A 15,745-nucleotide genomic window follows, 5' to 3' on the forward strand; every position below is an offset into this window, starting at 1 on the left:
ACAAGGACACCATGTCTGCTTCTCTTCCCCGCGCCACGCCACGGCGCACCCTCGTGGCGCGCGCCCTGGCGCTTGCTTTCTTCACTTCCGGCGCCGCGTGCATCACGCCGGCCCTGGCGCAGGAAAACACCGCACAGGAAATCACGCACGAATTTCGCGTGCCGGCCGGAGACCTGGCCAGCGCATTGCGCCAGGTGGCCAGCCAGGGTGGCGTCATTCTCAGTTTCACGCCCGAGCAGACGCGCGGCAAGAACAGCGCCGGCCTTGAGGGCCGCCACAGCGTGCATGCAGCGCTGAACGGCGTCTTGCGCGGCACCGGCCTGCAGGCCGAACGCAGCGCCAATGGCAGCTACGCGCTGCGCGCAGCGCCAGCCGTACCGGTGGCCGCCACCCTGCCCGAAATTTCGGTCATGGCGCAGCAGGACGCCACCGAAGGCAGCACCAGCTATGTATCGAAAGTGGCGCTCACCACTGCCACGCCACTGGGCCTGGCCCTGAAAGATACGCCGCAATCGGTCAGCGTGATCACCAGCGCTCGCATGCAGGACCAGGGCTTGAACACCATCGCCCAGGTCATGGCGCAGGCGCCCGGCATTACCCTGTTCAAGCTCGGTAGCGAGCGCACCGGCTTTACCTCGCGCGGCTACGCCATCACCAACTACCAGCTCGATGGCGTCAGTACCCACTCGGAAAACCTCGGCCTCAACGCACTGCCCTCGCAAAGCCTGGCCGACATGGCGCTGTACGACCGCATCGAAGTGCTGCGCGGCGCCTCGGGCCTGATGACCGGCGCCGGCGACGCGTCGGGCGCGCTCAATATGGTGCGCAAGAAGCCGACCGCGCAGTTCCAGGCATCGGTCGAAGGCGCGCTCGGTTCATGGCACGAGAAGCGCGCCGTGGCAGACGCGGCCGGCCCGCTGAACGAAGCGCGCACGCTGCGCGGTCGCGTGGTGGCCGTCAGCGAAGAAGACGAAGGCAGCATCGACGATTACCAGCGCAACCGCAAAGTAGTGTACGGCGTGATAGAAGCCGATCTTGCACCGGGCACGCTGCTGAGCGCTGGCGTCACGCACCAGCGCAACCGCTCGAAAGGTTCGCTGTCCTACCTGGGCTTCCCGCTATTTTTCAGCAATGGCCAGATGACCGACCTGCCACGCTCATTCAATCCGGCAGCGCCATCGAACCGTTTCAATATCAACGCCACCGACACCTTTGCTGCGCTCGAACACCAGCTGGCCAACGACTGGAAGATCAAGCTGACCGCCAACCACGTGCAGTCATCGCAGTCGGAGCGTTCGCTCTACCTGGGCGTGAGCGACGGCTTTGCCGACCAGGCCACTGGCGACGGCCTGCCGCTCAAAGCCAATTTTCGCGACTACCAGTTGAAGGTCAACAGCGCCGACCTGAAACTGAGCGGCCCTTTCACGCTGTTCGAGCGCCAGCATGAACTGGTGTTCGGCTTTGACTACAGCGAATTTGAAAGCAAGACCGATGGCCGCTACGACTGGGACGTGCAGCGCAAGAAAGGCAATCTGTACACCTGGGCGCGCGACGAGGTGCCAGTCTACGGCGGCCCTTACGTTACCTACGACAGCACGCGCCGCCAGGCCAGCGCCTACGCCGCCGGCCGCTTTGCCGTGACCGACAAGCTCAAGGCGATTGTCAGCGCCAAGGTCATGCGCTATGACGAGAACTATGTCACCAAGGCGCCCAGCATCGATTACTACAGCCAGACGCCGGCCTCGGAAAGCCGCGTCTTCACGCCTTACGGTGGTCTCGTCTATGCGATTGACGCCAGCCACAATGCCTACGCCAGCTACTCCACCATTTACCAGCCGCAGGCTTCGCAGGACCGCAACGGCGCCCTGCTGGCGCCGCGCGAAGGCAAGAACTACGAAGTCGGCGTCAAGAGCGGCTGGTTTGACGGCCGCCTCGATACCACCGTGGCGCTGTACCAGATCCGCCAGAGCAACCTGGCCGAATCGGACCCCGGCTACACCGTGCCCGGCACAACATTCCCGGCCTACCGCACCATCAGGGGCGCCAAAACGCAAGGGCTGGACCTGGAAGTGACGGGCGCGCCCATCACTGGCTGGAACGTGTCGGCGTCATGGTCGTACAGCCAGACCAAGGACGCTGACGGCAAGGCAATCCAGACTACCTTCCCGCGCCACCTGGTCAAACTGTGGAGCACCTACCGCCTGCCTGGAGAACTCAATCGCCTGACGGTCGGCGGCGGCGTCAACTGGCAAAGCCGCGTGTATTCCGATATCGAAGCGTGGCAGATCGAACGCACGCTGCACTGGACACAAAAATCGTACTCGGTGGCCAGCCTGATGGCGCGCTACGACGTCAACGACAAACTGACGGCCACGCTCAATGTCGGCAATCTGTTCGACAAAAAGTACACGGCGTCGGTGTCGGACTGGTGGTATTCGGGCATGTATGGTCCGGGGCGCAATGCGTCGCTGACGCTCAAGTACCAGTTCTGATTCTTCGCGATGGGTACCTTCTGAGCGATATCGAAAGATAGACCACCATGGCTGGTGCCGGTACAATCGCCAGGCGCCACTTCATGCCTGGTGGCTGTTTGATGACCGATATCTTTCAGGAGGCGGAATGAATTTGATACTTCTGCAGCCGGGCAATCCTGCCCTGCTCGATGCACTCAGCGACGTTGGCGATATGGACCGTAGCAAATGGGCAGGCATGCTTCCCGATTGCGGCCCATGCATCGAGTTGATCTCCGTCCACCAGGGCATGAAGCAGCAAGTTAGCACCGACGTCAGCAACTCGGCACGCACGTCCGGGCGTCCGATTCTGAGCGAATTTACTTTGACCAAATACATCGACAGGACATCGGTCAACTTATACGGTCTTTGCCTACGCGCCGAACCGCTCGGAAAAGGTGCCAGCGCACCGACCAGATTGCACATCATGCGCGCCGCGGGCGAGCAGCCAGCAAGCCTCATTACCTTTGCGCTGCGCGACGCCATCATCAGCGAAATCCAGTTTCAAACCCATCCCAACGACATGCCAACCGAGCAATTCAAGCTGAGCTTTACTGAAATACTGTGGACCTACGACGCGCAGCAGTCGCGCAGCAAGGGCGTTGCTGCGCAGACGACTGGCTGGAGCGTGCTCAAAAACCGTTCCATCGAACAATTTACAAATTGAATCTGCAGCAGGCATATCCCATGAAACAGAAACTGCACGATTTCGCCCTCGCTGCGATCAGCCGCCACATCGCCGAGCATCCGCAGGCAGCCGACACGCTCGAAGGCATTTATCTTGGCTGGATCAGCTGGGACGATGCGGCTGGCGATGCATCCGCACCGCTGCAGCTGGCGGCGACGCAAACGGCCTTGCAGGAACTGGCGCAGCGCGGCGTGCTGGAAGTGCGCCGCGTTGGCAGCGGGCAGGTCTGGCGCAGCCACCGCAGCACCGGCGCGCTGGACTGAAAGCGGCAACGGAAGCATCAGCGCGCGTGCAACAGCCAGGCCCATGTCGCAGATACTTCAATTAGCCACAGAGCAACTGCTACAATTTCCCCTTTGTTTATTCCGGAGAGCCCAGTGAAGCCCAACGACCCGCAAGCCCCGTCCACCGACCTGCCAGCCAATCCTGCGCGTCGCCGCATCTTCCAGGCCGCCACCGCCGTCGGCCTGGCCAGCAGCGGCCTGCCTGCCGTGGCAGCGGCCAAGCCGGCCGTGGTCAAAGGGTCGCTCGACGCCAAGCTCAAGGCGCACGTGAAAAACGTGGTGGTGATTTACCTGGAAAACCGCAGCTTCAACAACCTGTTCGCCAACTTCCCCGGCACCAGTGCGCCGTTATCGAGCGTCACGCCGGCGCAGGCGCAGCAGCTCGACCGCGACGGCACGCCGCTGGCCACGCTGCCGAAGATCTGGGGCGGCCTGGTGCCGAACCAGCAAAATATCGGCGGCACTGATTACCAGATCAAGGAAGACCAGATCACCGGCTTGGCCAATGCACCTTACAAACTCAGCGACGCCGCCGACAAGCCGCTGCCGGAAAGCCTGATCACGCGCGACCTGGTACACCGCTTCTACAACAACCAGATGCAGATCAACGGTGGCAAGAACGACGGCTTTGCCGCCTGGGCCGACAGCGGCGGCCTGGTGATGGGTCACTACGGCGAGACGTCGAAAAACCTCAACCTGTGGCAGATCGCCCAGCAGTACACGCTGTGCGACAACTTCTTCATGGCCGCTTTCGGCGGCTCCTATATGAACCACCAGTTCCTGGTGACGGGTCGCGCCAACGAATACTTCAATGCAGCCGAGACGGCGGCAAAGAAAAAAATCGCCGTGCTGGCCGACGGTCCGCAGGGTGTGCGCCTGGCGATCGCTGAAGACTGCCCGAAGTCAGCGCTCGATGGCAAGCCGAAATACGTCAACGACGGCGCCATCACGCCGGACGGCTACGCGGTCAATACCATGGCGCCGCCGTATCAGCCCAGCTATATCCGCCCGGCCTATGATGGCGATCCACTGCATGCCGACCCGGCAGACGCCAACACGCTGCCGCCGCAAACCTATGACACCATCGGCGACCTGCTCTCGCGCAAAGGCGTGAGCTGGGCCTGGTATGGCGGCGGCTGGCAGGCGGCGCTCGATCACAAGGGCGGCGGCAGCAAACCGAATTTCCAGTACCACCACCAGCCGCTCAACTATTTCAAGCAGTTCGCACCCGGCACGCAAGCGCGCGCCGAACACCTGCGCGACGGCGGCACCGGCGACAGCCCGATCTCGAACAAATTCCTCGCCGCCGTGGTGGCCGGCAAGCTGCCGGCGGTCACCTTCTACAAGCCGCAGGGCAACCTGAACCTGCATGCCGGCTATTCCGATATCGAGTCGGGCGACCAGCACGTGGCCAACGTGATCCAGCATCTGAAGGAGTCGCCACAATGGAAGGACATGATTGTGGTGATCACTTTTGACGAAAACGGCGGCTGGTGGGATCACGTGGCGCCGCCCAAAGGCGACCGCTGGGGTCCAGGCACGCGTATTCCGGCCATCGTGGTATCGCCGCACGCAAAAAAAGGCGCGGTCGACCACAGCTTCTACGACACCACGTCGATCCTGCGCCTGATCACCCGCCTGCACGGCCTGCCGCTGCTCGAAGGCCTGAAAGTGCGCAACGAGGCGTTTGCCGCCCGTGGCGCGCTGCCACCGGGTGACCTGACGGGCGCCCTGAGCTTCCGTTAAGCTTCCCACGGGGCGGCGCGCCTGTGATACACTGCGTGCCGCACTTAACTCCGCAGGTTCAGCTTTCCTGACGCTTGCAACAACAATGAGCCCGACTCCCGTAGCCGGGCTTTTGTTTTGTGGGGCAAGCGCCTATAGTCATCACACGTCATCAAACTGCGGACAGCTTTCTGCCCGCTCCCGGCAGTGCCTTCGGATGCAGCCGGGACCCGAGGTTCAGAAATGAGAGATAAAAAAGATAACGCCACCATCGACTTGCCAGGTTTAGCGCCACCGCCTCCAGCGCCGGTGCCAGAACCTGAGGCCGAACCGAAGCGCCGCGTGCGCACGCGCAAGGTGGCGTTGAAACAGGTCCAGCTCGAATTGCTGGAACCGACCGACGCCACCGGTCTGCCGGTCTGGCAGCGCGACGAAGGGCTGGATCTGACCGGCCTGCCGATCTGGGCGCCCGATCACTGACCTCCCCGCCGGCGGCCTTTGTCTGCCGCCTGCACAACACACCATTCGCACCAGGGCGCATAAAACGCCTGTAGACTGTGCTCATCGCTTTTCTTACCGGCCCGCCCCATGACCGACACCATCACCACCTCCTTTGCCAGCCTGCCGCTGACGCCTGCCTTTCTCGCCAACCTCGACTCGCTCGGTTACCACCAGATGACCACCATCCAGGCGCAAAGTCTGCCGGCGGTGCTGGCCGGGCGCGACCTGATCGCCCAGGCCAAGACCGGCAGTGGCAAGACCGCCGCCTTTGGCATCGGCATTTTGCACAAGCTCAATCCGGCCTGGTTTGCCGTGCAGGGTCTGGTGCTGTGCCCGACGCGCGAACTGGCCGACCAGGTGGCCAATGAGCTGCGCCGCCTGGCGCGCGCGGCCGGCAATATCAAGATCCTCACGCTCACCGGCGGCGCGCCGATGCGCCCGCAGATCGCCTCGCTCGAACATGGCGCCCATATCGTGGTCGGCACGCCAGGCCGCCTGCGTGACCATCTGGGCCGCGGCACCATCAAGCTCGATCACGTGCAGACGCTGGTGCTCGACGAGGCCGATCGCATGACCGACATGGGCTTTTACGACGAAATCGCCGGCATCGTCAGCGCCTGCCCGGCACGCCGCCAGACGTTGCTGTTCTCGGCCACCTACCCCGACGATATCCGCCAGGCGACCGCCTCGTTCCTGGTCGATCCGCTGGAAGTGACGGTCGAAGCGCAGCACGACAACAGCAAGATCGAGCAGCGTTTCTATGAGATCGGCTTTGACGAGCGCAATAGTGCGGTAGCCAAGCTGCTCAAGCACTACCAGCCCGAGTCGACGCTGGCCTTCTGCAACACCAAAGTCCATTGCCGTGAACTGGCCGACGAATTGCGCCAGCAGGGCTTTTCCGCACTGGCGCTGTACGGCGAACTGGAACAGCGCGAGCGCGATGAAATCCTGGTGCTGTTTGCCAACCGCAGCTGCTCGGTGCTGGTGGCCACCGACGTGGCCGCGCGCGGGCTCGATATCGCCAACCTGGGCGCCGTAATCAACGTCGATGTGTCGAAAGACACCGAAGTGCATATCCACCGCATCGGGCGCACCGGGCGCGGCAGCGAAAGCGGCCTGGCCCTGTCGCTGTGCGCACCGAACGAAAAGAAATGGGTCAAGCTGATCGAGCAGTACCAGAACAGCGCGGTGCAGTGGCACGATCTGAAAGAACTCGATGACGACGACAGTGGGCAAGCGCAGCCGGCGCCGATGGTCACGCTGTGCATTATGGGTGGCAAGAAGGACAAACTGCGCCCCGGCGACCTGCTGGGCGCCCTGACCGGCGACGCCGGCCTGACCAAGGAACAGGTAGGCAAAATCAATGTATTCGAGTTCATGACCTATGTGGCGCTGGACCGCAAAGTGGCCGACGCCGCCTTCCGCCGCCTCAACAACGGCAATGCGCTGGGCCGCGACTTTGGCAATATCAAGGGCCGCAGCTTCAAGATGCGCTTTATCGAAGCGTGATTATTCACCGGCACATATCGCGTAGGTCGGATTAGGCGGGGCCGCCCAGGCCCTTCGGGCCGTAATCCGACAACATTGTTAGCGTCAGCGGTGTTATCGGATACGCCGCAGGTCGTAATTTGTTGGCGTCAGCGGTGTTGTCGGATTACGGCCCCTTTGGGGCCTAATCCGACCTACGCACGCGCTTCGCTACAGTGCCACCCGCAGTATCTTCAATCTCATACCCCGCCTCGCGCATCTGCGCACGCAGCATGTCGGCATCGTGCCAACGCCGCTCGCGCCGCGCCAGTTCACGCGCCGCCATCAATGCCACAACCGCTTCCGGCACCGCCACCTCCAGTGGCTGCCAGGCCAGCAGATCGAGCCCCAGCGCTTCATCAAAGCGTGCCATGGTGGCCTTTTTCACGCCGTCCGATAGTTCGCTTTTGAGCAGATCCCACGCCACGGCCAGTCCACGCGGGTAATTGAGGTCGTCGTTGAGCATGGCCGCAAAACGCGCCAGCCAGGCGGCGTCGGCCTCGCCCTCGGCTGGCCCGAGCGCATGCACGCTGGTGCGCAGGCGACTCAAGCCGCTGGCGGCGGCACGCAAGGCTTCGTCGGTAAAATTGAGGCTGCTGCGGTAATGTGCACCCAGGCACAGGTAGCGGTAGGCCAGCGGATCGACGCCCTGCTCGACCAGGCTTTGCAGGCGCAGGAAGTCGCCTGACGATTTCGACATCTTGGCGTCACCGGTTTTCAAAAAAGCCCCATGCAACCAGAAGTTGGCCAGCCGCGTGCCGTGGCGCGCTTCGGTCTGGGCGATCTCGTTGCTGTGGTGGACCGCCACATGGTCTTCACCACCGCAATGGATATCAAAGTAAGTTCCCAGGTGCTTTTCGGCCATTGCCGAGCATTCGATATGCCAGCCGGGAAAGCCCAGGCCCCACGGGCTATCCCATTCCATCTGGCGCTCTCCGGGCGTGCCGCTGAACTTCCATAGCGCGAAGTCGCAGATATCGCGCTTTTCCCCCAGCTCGACCCGCTTGCCCGCCTGCAGGCCGGCGCGGTTCAGGCGCGCCAGCTTGCCATAGCTGCTTTGGCGCGCGGTATCGAAGTAAATGCCGTCCGAGGTGGCGTAGGTATGGCCCTTCGTTTCCAGGTCGCGGATAAACGCGATCTGCTCAACAATATGGTCGGTGGCGCGGCACCAGACGGTGGGCGCCAGGATATTTAACTGCTGCAGGTCCGCTTCAAAGGCGCGCGTGAATTCGGCCGCAATATCCCAGGCCGACTTGCCGCTGCGCGCGCTTTTCGCTTCGATTTTGTCGTCGCCACTGTCGGCGTCCGACGTGAGGTGGCCGACATCGGTAATGTTCATGACATGGCGCACCTCAATGCCATTGAAGGCCAGCGCGCGGCGCAGGCCGTCGACAAACAGATAGGTGCGCAGGTTGCCGATATGCGCGTAGTCGTACACGGTCGGGCCGCAGGCGTACAGGCCCGCCTTGCCCTCTTCGATCGCGGTAAAAGGGCGCAGGCTGCGGCTATACGTGTCGTACAGATGGAGTGTCATGCAAGTCTTTCGGAAGTGGCGCAGAAAAAGAAAATGGCCACAGGTTTTTCAACACTGTGGCCATCGGAATGAGGAAGTAAAAGCTTAACGGCGCCGGGCCGTCTCCTCACGGGGCCAGGCGCACGGACACAGCGCAGCAGCAGCGCCGGTGGCAAGCATGGAGTGGAGGATAAAAGCGTTCATGGCTTGACTATCGCACGGCGGGCGGCAGGCCGTCAAGCCTGCCGGCGCCGGCTCATTTTTTCTTCGGCTGCTCGATATGCGGCAGCAGCACCGTCAGAATGCCCAGCAGCGGCAGGTAGGAGCACAGCTTGTAGACATAAGCGATGCCCGATACGTCAGCCAGATGCCCCATGGCAGCGGCGGCAATGCCCGACACGCCAAACATCAGGCCGAAGAAAATGCCGGCAATCATGCCGACCTTGCCCGGCACCAGTTCCTGCGCAAACACCACGATGGCGGAAAACGCCGACGAAATCACGAAGCCAATAATCACCGTGAGCACCGCTGTCCAGAACAGGTCGACATACGGCAGCAGCAGCGTGAATGGCGCCGCACCCAGGATCGAAATCCAGATCACACGCTTGCGGCCGATACGGTCGCCGATCGGGCCGCCCATAAAGGTGCCGGCGGCCACGGCGGCAAGGAACAGGAACAGATAGAGCTGGGCCGAGCCGATCGACAGATGGAATTTGTCGATCAGGTAAAACGTGTAATAGCTCGACAGGCTGGCCATGTAGATATATTTGGAAAACACTAGCAGCGCCAGCACGCCCAGCGCCCCCATCACCTTGTTGCGCGACAGATTCGGGCCGCCGTGGCCGCCTGTTTTGGGCTTGAAGCTGGCCAGGTGGCTGCTATACCAGCGGCTGACCGTGTAGAGCACGGCGATGGCCAGCATGGCCAGCAGGCTGAACCAGGCAATATTGCCCTGGCCGCGGCCGACAATCACGGCTGCCGCCAGCAAGGGCCCCAAGGCCGAACCGACGTTGCCGCCGACCTGGAACAGCGACTGCGCAAAGCCGTAGCGCCCGCCCGAGGCCATGCGCGCCACGCGCGACGCTTCAGGATGGAAGGTCGACGAACCCACGCCGATCAGACCCGCCGCGACCAGCAGCGTAGGGAAACTCGTCACCACGGCCAGCATCAGCACGCCAAGCAGCGTAAAACACATGCCCACTGGCAGCAGAAAGGGCAGCGGTCGGCGGTCGGTGTACAGGCCAATCCACGGCTGCAGCAGGGACGCCGTGCACTGGAACGTCAGCGTAATCAGGCCAACCTGGGTAAAGCTCAGCGAAAACTCGGCTTTCAGCATCGGGTAGATCGACGGCAGCAGCGCCTGAATCAGGTCATTGAGCAAATGCACAAAAGCAACAGCGCCCAGGATATTCATGGCCAGGCCCGACTGCTGGCTGGTATGGATGGGCTGAGGCGCCGCGATGGTCGCGGTCATGGGATCAGTGGTGGTGGTATTCATAAGCATCCGCAAATATCCGGGCACAGGGCGGCCCGGCAGGAAAGCCAGTATAGTATGGTCGCACAAACACGAACTTCCAATAATCGTCGCGTAAGTGACAAAATTTACTATGGTCAATTCCAGCCCCCTCCCCCGCAGCACCTCGTCTGCCGATTATCAGCATGTGCCACGGCCGGTGACGGCGCTGTCAAAGCAATATGCGACAGCAGCTTATACGCCGCCGCACAGCCATGTACGCGCGCAGCTGCTGTTTGCCACCGAGGGCGTGATGCGGGTCAGCACCGAGCACGGCGTATGGATACTGCCGCCAAGGCGCGCGCTGTATATTCCGGTCGGCGTGGTGCATGAACTTGATATTCTGAGCGCACTGAGCATGCGCACAATTTATATTGAAGCGAGCGCGGCCGCGTCGTTTGGCGCCAGCTGCAAGGTGGTGGAAGTGAGCCGCCTGCTGCGCGAAATGATTTTGGCGCTGCTCGATGAACCGGTGGAGTATGCGTTGGACGAGCGCGGCGACTGGCTGACGCGGCTGATCCTGTCGGAACTGGCGCGCGCCGACACGGTACCGATCGCCATTCCCTGGCCGCGCGACCGCCGGCTGGTGGCCGTATGCAACGCCATTATGGCCGCACCGGGCAGCCGGCGCAGTATCGAAGACTGGGCGCATGAAGCCGGCGCCAGCGCGCGCACGCTGATCAGGCTGTTTCCCAAGGAGACCGGGCTGCACTACCGGCAATGGCTGCAGCAGGTACATCTGGCCGAAGCATTCTGCCGGCTCGACAAGGGCGAAAGCGTGGCGGCGATTGCCCATGCGCTCGGCTACGCCAGCCCCAGCGCCTTCAGCGCCATGTTTCGCCGCATACTGGGGCGCACGCCCCAACACTATCTGGGCGAATGGCGTAACGTGGAGTGAGGCATCAGTTGTTCTTGAGCAGCGCCGCTTCGGCGATGCTGGGGCGGCCAAAATAGCGCGTCTGCACGGCGCCGGTCTTGTCGCGGCCGGTATACAGGCCCGTGACGGCGGAATTGGCCGGGTCGTACAGCACCAGGAAATAATGACCGCAGTTATGCGGCTCGCACACACTGCTGAGCAGGCGCGTACTGCCATCGATATCAACCGGGCGCAGCGGCGTGGTCACGCCATTGGGCACCCAGGAGGGACGACGGATATCGGCCTTTTTCAGCTCGGTCAGGAAAGCCTGGCGAAAAGCGCGGTCGCTGTCGTAGAGTTCGGGAAAATACGGGCAATCGGTGGCGTCGCTGCATTGCATGGCGCGCTCGACGGGCGAAGCGGCTGGCATGACGGCGGCGACAGCGGTGCCAGCCTGGACTGGCAACGCCGCCAGGGCCATGGCGGATGTGGCGAAACAGATGGTGAGTAACCTTTGCAACATGCAACCTCCTCTATGACAGGAACCAGTCCAGCATAACAGAGTGGGCGCACGGGACAGTCAGGGTGAGCAGCGTATGCCGACCACGCCATTGACCCTGCCTTCGACCCAGCTGGTCTCGCGCCAGCGAAATACCCCCGGCGCAACAAACACGATCTGCCATTCCACCAGCTTGCCGGTTGAATTGTGCCGCGTTTCGTTGTCATAGACGATCGTCAGGCTGTGCTCTGTTTCAGCGGTAACCGTGGCAGCAAAGTGATTGGTCACGCCCAGCTTGCTGGTCCAGGTACGATCATTGAAAATGGCCAGCCGCTGATGGTCATCGGACAGCTGCATGCGTGTCAGGCGGCGCTCGCCGCTGCAGGTGGCGTTGGTATTGACGCTTTCGGACCAGCTGCCGCTCAGCTGGTCATCATCGAAAACGGGTGGCGCGGCAACGGCGGCCGCACTGAGCAGCAAGATTGCAAGCATGGCGATGCTGATAAAAAAGATCTGGCCTACAGCATAGCAGCGCTTGCAAGATAATAGTGGTGACCAAGCCGCTATTACGAAGAAATTAATTTTTGGACGAAAAAAAACGCTGCCGGCCAGGGCAGCGTTTTCTGGTCTACCGACCAACCATCAGCAATGGCTGATTAGTTGCGTACAACGCGCTTGTATTCGTTGGTGCGGGTGTCGATTTCGATCACGTCGTCTTGTGCCACGAACAGCGGCACTTGCACGGTGTGACGGTGCGCTTCGATGGCGTTTTCGATTTTGGCTTCTTTCAGGACGTTGCCCGAGGTGTTGCCTTTGACTGCAGGCTCCGAGTACACCACCTGACGGGCGATGGTGGTTGGCAGTTCAACCGAGATGGCCTTGCCGTCGTAGAAAACGGCTTCGCATTCCATGCCATCTTTCAGGTAGTTCAGCGCTTCGCCCAGGTTTTCTTCTTCGATTTCGTATTGTTCGTATTCAGCATCCATGAATACGTACAGTGGGTCAGCGAAGTACGAGTAGGTGACTGGCTTTTTGTCCAGAACGACGACGTCAAACTTGTCGTCGCCGCGGAACACGTTTTCCATCGGGGTGTTGGTCAGAAGATTTTTCATCTTCCATTTGTAGGTGAAGCCCGTGCGGCTCGAACCGTTGACGTCAGAACGCAGCACGATCATAGGCTTGCTGTCGACCATGATGATATTGCCAACACGAATTTCTTTTGCGGGTTTCATAGAAGTGTACGTAAAAAGTGGGTTGCATGAAGACCATCTGCCGCCCTGGCGCCTTCAGCGTCCCGGACTTGCGTTTGATCGGTTAAAAAGTAATTCAGAAATAACCGCGCATTTTACCTTAGTTTCAGGCTCACGCCTATCTTGAGGTACGCGCAAAGGCCAGCAGATTGCCAGCCAGATCGCCATGGGCCAGCATCTGTTGCTGCCACTGCACGGCGCGCGCGGCTATGCGCACCCGATCGGCAAGCAGCGCTGGCCACAGCTGCCGCCAGTCCTGCGGCTGCCCCGGCACGCCATTCCAGGCTTCGGCGGCCTGAACCAGGCTGGCTAGTGCGCCATCCCCGTCTTGCGCATAACGCTGCAAAAACGCACGCAGTTTGACGTGATGCAGGTTTTCATCCTGCGGATATATATGCCAGACAAACGGCCGGCCGGCCCATTGCGCGCGCACAAACGAGTCTTCGCCACGCACAAAGTTGATATCGCAGGCCCACAGCAGCCGGTCATAATCGTCCTGCGGCACGAAAGGCAGCACGCGCACGGTCAGCGCGCCGCGCGTGGCTACCCTGCCCGCCACGCCATCTGCGCCGATAAAGGCGCTAACGGCATCGAACGCCACGCCTTCGGGTACCAGGCAGGTCACTTTTTCACGACCATCCTGCCAGGCCGCGAGCAGCTCGCCCACCGGTGCATGCGGATAGCAGAACAGCGATACTTTCAGGCTATCGCGCTCTTCCGGCGTCAGACCCAAACGCGCCAGAAAAGCCGTCATCTGGTGCTGATCGGCCTGGAACGCCTGGCGCTGGCGCTCGAGCGCGCTTTCCCGCAGCAGGCCACCGGTTTTTGCCGTAAAGCCAGGAAAGAAAAAATGCTTGATCATGCCGTGACGCGGCGACGTCAAGCCATGGCAGCCTTCGACCCATTCTTCGGCCGTCAAGCCTTCCAGGTTCAGCCACACGGGCTGCGGCTGGCACTGCGCCATGGCGGCAATATAGCCGGGCGGAATATCGCAGGCAAAAAATTCAATCACGATATCGCTGATATCGTCTGGCTTGAAAGCGCCATCCTGGTCGCGCCAGTGACGCACGGTGACGCCTTGCGCCAGCTGGCTGTCGGCCGCCAGCTCGATTTCCGGACAGATACGCTGAAAGCTGGCCAGGTCATCGACCCACAGCGTGACCGCGACGCCATGTTCGCACTGCAATTGACGCGCGAGGCGCCAGCAAATGCCGATATCGCCGTAGTTATCGACGACTTTGCAGAAGATGGCCAGCGATGCTAATGTCATGACTTTCCGATCTCGATAAAAACAAAAAAGCCGCACTGTTACCAGGCGGCTTTTTTGTTGGCTAAGAATAGCCGGTCTGGCGTCCCCAAGGGGATTCGAACCCCTGTACTCACCGTGAAAGGGTGATGTCCTAGGCCTCTAGACGATGGGGACAGAAACTCTGTCCAGCATGCGATGTTTTGCATCCTGACCTGATAATGCTTGCTGCTGTACTACCTGCAAAACTGGCGTCCCCAAGGGGATTCGAACCCCTGTACTCACCGTGAAAGGGTGATGTCCTAGGCCTCTAGACGATGGGGACAGAAATCTGTCCTGAACGCGCAAAGCACGTCCTGACCTGGTACTGCTCGATGTTGCAGAAACAAAAAAAGCCTGACTTGTCAGGCCGATTCAGCACTGCAACGTTCTACTACTTACTACACGAATCCTGGCGTCCCCAAGGGGATTCGAACCCCTGTACTCACCGTGAAAGGGTGATGTCCTAGGCCTCTAGACGATGGGGACCTGTGCTGGCTTGACTCTCAGCGGACTCTTCGTTGAAGGTTTTTGTTAACCCCTCAAAAAAGCGTGCGCGAAGTATAGCACGGAGTAATTTGCGAAAGCAACTGCGGGGGCGTTTATTTCGCATTTCACCGCAAACCAGGAAAAACCGTAGGTCGGATTAGCGGGGCAAAGCCCCGCGTAATCCGACAACATGGTTGGCTGCGACCGCGGTGACGTCGGATTACGCCGTTCCGGCTAATCCGACCTACGACCCACGCTCTACGCCCGCTTTTGCTTCGGAAATAAAAAAAGCCGCTCAAGGCGACTTTAATTGATTACCACTTTGTTCCTGCGCTATTGGTGGAGGTAAGCGGGATCGAACCGCTGACCTCTTGCATGCCATGCAAGCGCTCTCCCAGCTGAGCTATACCCCCCGGGCGCAGAAACACTGCTACTACTTTTTGCTACTAACAACACCAGACCGAACTGGCGTCCCCAAGGGGATTCGAACCCCTGTACTCACCGTGAAAGGGTGATGTCCTAGGCCTCTAGACGATGGGGACCATGGAACTACAGTTTGCTACTTTATCTCTGCGCTGTTGGTGGAGGTAAGCGGGATCGAACCGCTGACCTCTTGCATGCCATGCAAGCGCTCTCCCAGCTGAGCTATACCCCCCGGGCGCAGAAATAATAAAAGCCGCACTTGGCGACTTTGTTTTCACTACTTGCTTTCCATTCACTCCAGCTTTTTACCGGACCGAACTTACAACAATCAGTACAAACAACTGCCACTACTATAACACAACTACCTGGCGTCCCCAAGGGGATTCGAACCCCTGTACTCACCGTGAAAGGGTGATGTCCTAGGCCTCTAGACGATGGGGACCTCGGAACTTCTACAGCTACTGCACCAAGCCACAACAAACCAGACTGCGGTTTTTTGGTGGAGGTAAGCGGGATCGAACCGCTGACCTCTTGCATGCCATGCAAGCGCTCTCCCAGCTGAGCTATACCCCCGTTGGTGCAGAAACAAGAGTATAGCAAAGAAGTTTCACTCTGCAAATACTCTTTTTAGCCCGTGACACACTTTTCACAGGGACAATTGCTGCACCGGCTTTTCAAGCCG

The 15,745-nt window shown here is 60.7% G+C and carries 13 protein-coding genes and 8 tRNA genes; 7 read left to right on the forward strand and 14 right to left on the reverse strand.

Annotated elements, in window-relative coordinates:
* Positions 1-11 precede the first annotated feature (11 nt).
* The 6 genes from GCM43_RS11515 to dbpA all read left to right on the forward strand — a co-directional run bounded on the left by GCM43_RS11515 (position 12) and on the right by dbpA (position 7,217).
* Entirely contained in the window at positions 12-2,492 is a 2,481-nt protein-coding gene (locus GCM43_RS11515; RefSeq protein WP_152244342.1) for a TonB-dependent siderophore receptor, read from the forward strand.
* 127 nt (positions 2,493-2,619) lie between these two features.
* Positions 2,620-3,177, forward strand: coding sequence for an Hcp family type VI secretion system effector (locus tag GCM43_RS11520; RefSeq protein WP_152244344.1), 558 nt, complete (start codon positions 2,620-2,622; stop codon positions 3,175-3,177).
* A 20-nt stretch (positions 3,178-3,197) separates the two neighbouring features.
* Positions 3,198-3,461, forward strand: coding sequence for a hypothetical protein (locus tag GCM43_RS11525; RefSeq protein WP_152244346.1), 264 nt, complete (start codon positions 3,198-3,200; stop codon positions 3,459-3,461).
* 114 nt (positions 3,462-3,575) lie between these two features.
* Positions 3,576-5,228, forward strand: coding sequence for an acid phosphatase (locus GCM43_RS11530; RefSeq protein ID WP_226929453.1), 1,653 nt, complete (start codon positions 3,576-3,578; stop codon positions 5,226-5,228).
* A 222-nt stretch (positions 5,229-5,450) separates the two neighbouring features.
* Entirely contained in the window at positions 5,451-5,687 is a 237-nt protein-coding gene (locus GCM43_RS11535; protein WP_152244348.1) for a hypothetical protein, read from the forward strand.
* Between the two features lie 108 nt (positions 5,688-5,795).
* Positions 5,796-7,217: an ATP-dependent RNA helicase DbpA gene (dbpA, locus tag GCM43_RS11540; RefSeq protein WP_152244350.1), complete on the forward strand. Its 1,422-nt coding sequence runs from the start codon at positions 5,796-5,798 to the stop codon at positions 7,215-7,217.
* Between the two features lie 163 nt (positions 7,218-7,380).
* Here the strand turns inward: dbpA and cysS are convergent, their stop codons facing one another.
* Positions 7,381-8,769 carry a cysteine--tRNA ligase gene (gene cysS / locus GCM43_RS11545; RefSeq protein WP_152244352.1) on the reverse strand — a complete coding sequence of 463 codons (1,389 nt, stop codon included), beginning with the start codon at positions 8,767-8,769 and terminating at the stop codon, positions 7,381-7,383.
* Positions 8,770-9,004: 235 nt separating this feature from the next.
* Positions 9,005-10,246, reverse strand: a complete 1,242-nt coding sequence (locus GCM43_RS11550; protein WP_413770950.1) for an MFS transporter — start codon at positions 10,244-10,246, stop codon at positions 9,005-9,007.
* A gap of 109 nt (positions 10,247-10,355) precedes the next feature.
* On the opposite strand from GCM43_RS11550, the gene GCM43_RS11555 reads away from it, so the two are divergent.
* Positions 10,356-11,159 carry an AraC family transcriptional regulator gene (locus tag GCM43_RS11555; protein WP_152244354.1) on the forward strand — a complete coding sequence of 268 codons (804 nt, stop codon included), beginning with the start codon at positions 10,356-10,358 and terminating at the stop codon, positions 11,157-11,159.
* Between the two features lie 4 nt (positions 11,160-11,163).
* Here the strand turns inward: GCM43_RS11555 and GCM43_RS11560 are convergent, their stop codons facing one another.
* The 12 genes from GCM43_RS11560 to GCM43_RS11615 all read right to left on the reverse strand — a co-directional run bounded on the left by GCM43_RS11560 (position 11,164) and on the right by GCM43_RS11615 (position 15,636).
* Positions 11,164-11,640 (reverse strand): Ivy family c-type lysozyme inhibitor, encoded by a 477-nt coding sequence (locus GCM43_RS11560; protein ID WP_152244356.1) that lies wholly within the window; start codon positions 11,638-11,640, stop codon positions 11,164-11,166.
* A gap of 57 nt (positions 11,641-11,697) precedes the next feature.
* Positions 11,698-12,108 (reverse strand): hypothetical protein, encoded by a 411-nt coding sequence (locus GCM43_RS11565; RefSeq protein ID WP_152244358.1) that lies wholly within the window; start codon positions 12,106-12,108, stop codon positions 11,698-11,700.
* A gap of 164 nt (positions 12,109-12,272) precedes the next feature.
* Positions 12,273-12,848, reverse strand: a complete 576-nt coding sequence (locus GCM43_RS11570) for an elongation factor P (protein WP_152244360.1) — start codon at positions 12,846-12,848, stop codon at positions 12,273-12,275.
* 136 nt (positions 12,849-12,984) lie between these two features.
* On the reverse strand, positions 12,985-14,136 hold the full coding sequence (gene earP / locus GCM43_RS11575) for an elongation factor P maturation arginine rhamnosyltransferase EarP (protein ID WP_152244362.1): 1,152 nt from the start codon (positions 14,134-14,136) through the stop codon (positions 12,985-12,987).
* Between the two features lie 77 nt (positions 14,137-14,213).
* Positions 14,214-14,289: transfer RNA gene (locus GCM43_RS11580), tRNA-Glu, on the reverse strand.
* Between the two features lie 72 nt (positions 14,290-14,361).
* A tRNA-Glu gene (locus tag GCM43_RS11585) sits at positions 14,362-14,437 on the reverse strand.
* A gap of 127 nt (positions 14,438-14,564) precedes the next feature.
* Positions 14,565-14,640, reverse strand: a tRNA-Glu gene (locus GCM43_RS11590).
* A gap of 337 nt (positions 14,641-14,977) precedes the next feature.
* Positions 14,978-15,053, reverse strand: a tRNA-Ala gene (locus GCM43_RS11595).
* 53 nt (positions 15,054-15,106) lie between these two features.
* A tRNA-Glu gene (locus GCM43_RS11600) sits at positions 15,107-15,182 on the reverse strand.
* A gap of 37 nt (positions 15,183-15,219) precedes the next feature.
* Positions 15,220-15,295, reverse strand: a tRNA-Ala gene (locus GCM43_RS11605).
* Positions 15,296-15,429: 134 nt separating this feature from the next.
* Positions 15,430-15,505, reverse strand: a tRNA-Glu gene (locus tag GCM43_RS11610).
* Positions 15,506-15,560: 55 nt separating this feature from the next.
* Positions 15,561-15,636, reverse strand: a tRNA-Ala gene (locus GCM43_RS11615).
* Between the last annotated feature and the right edge of the window lie 109 nt (positions 15,637-15,745).

The sequence above is a fragment of the Janthinobacterium aquaticum genome (assembly GCF_009208565.1).
GTDB lineage: Bacteria > Pseudomonadota > Gammaproteobacteria > Burkholderiales > Burkholderiaceae_D > Janthinobacterium.

Excerpts from the sequence above, each read along its gene's own strand:
- GCM43_RS11565 (WP_152244358.1), bottom strand. The coding sequence starts at position 12,108 with ATGCTTGCAATCTTGCTGCTCAGTGCGGCCGCCGTTGCCGCGCCACCC.
- GCM43_RS11560 (WP_152244356.1), bottom strand. The coding sequence starts at position 11,640 with ATGTTGCAAAGGTTACTCACCATCTGTTTCGCCACATCCGCCATGGCC.
- earP (WP_152244362.1), bottom strand. The coding sequence starts at position 14,136 with ATGACATTAGCATCGCTGGCCATCTTCTGCAAAGTCGTCGATAACTAC.
- GCM43_RS11570 (WP_152244360.1), bottom strand. The coding sequence starts at position 12,848 with ATGAAACCCGCAAAAGAAATTCGTGTTGGCAATATCATCATGGTCGAC.
- GCM43_RS11550 (WP_413770950.1), bottom strand. The coding sequence starts at position 10,246 with ATGAATACCACCACCACTGATCCCATGACCGCGACCATCGCGGCGCCT.
- cysS (WP_152244352.1), bottom strand. The coding sequence starts at position 8,769 with ATGACACTCCATCTGTACGACACGTATAGCCGCAGCCTGCGCCCTTTT.
- GCM43_RS11555 (WP_152244354.1), top strand. The coding sequence starts at position 10,356 with ATGGTCAATTCCAGCCCCCTCCCCCGCAGCACCTCGTCTGCCGATTAT.
- GCM43_RS11520 (WP_152244344.1), top strand. The coding sequence starts at position 2,620 with ATGAATTTGATACTTCTGCAGCCGGGCAATCCTGCCCTGCTCGATGCA.
- GCM43_RS11535 (WP_152244348.1), top strand. The coding sequence starts at position 5,451 with ATGAGAGATAAAAAAGATAACGCCACCATCGACTTGCCAGGTTTAGCG.
- GCM43_RS11515 (WP_152244342.1), top strand. The coding sequence starts at position 12 with ATGTCTGCTTCTCTTCCCCGCGCCACGCCACGGCGCACCCTCGTGGCG.
- GCM43_RS11525 (WP_152244346.1), top strand. The coding sequence starts at position 3,198 with ATGAAACAGAAACTGCACGATTTCGCCCTCGCTGCGATCAGCCGCCAC.
- dbpA (WP_152244350.1), top strand. The coding sequence starts at position 5,796 with ATGACCGACACCATCACCACCTCCTTTGCCAGCCTGCCGCTGACGCCT.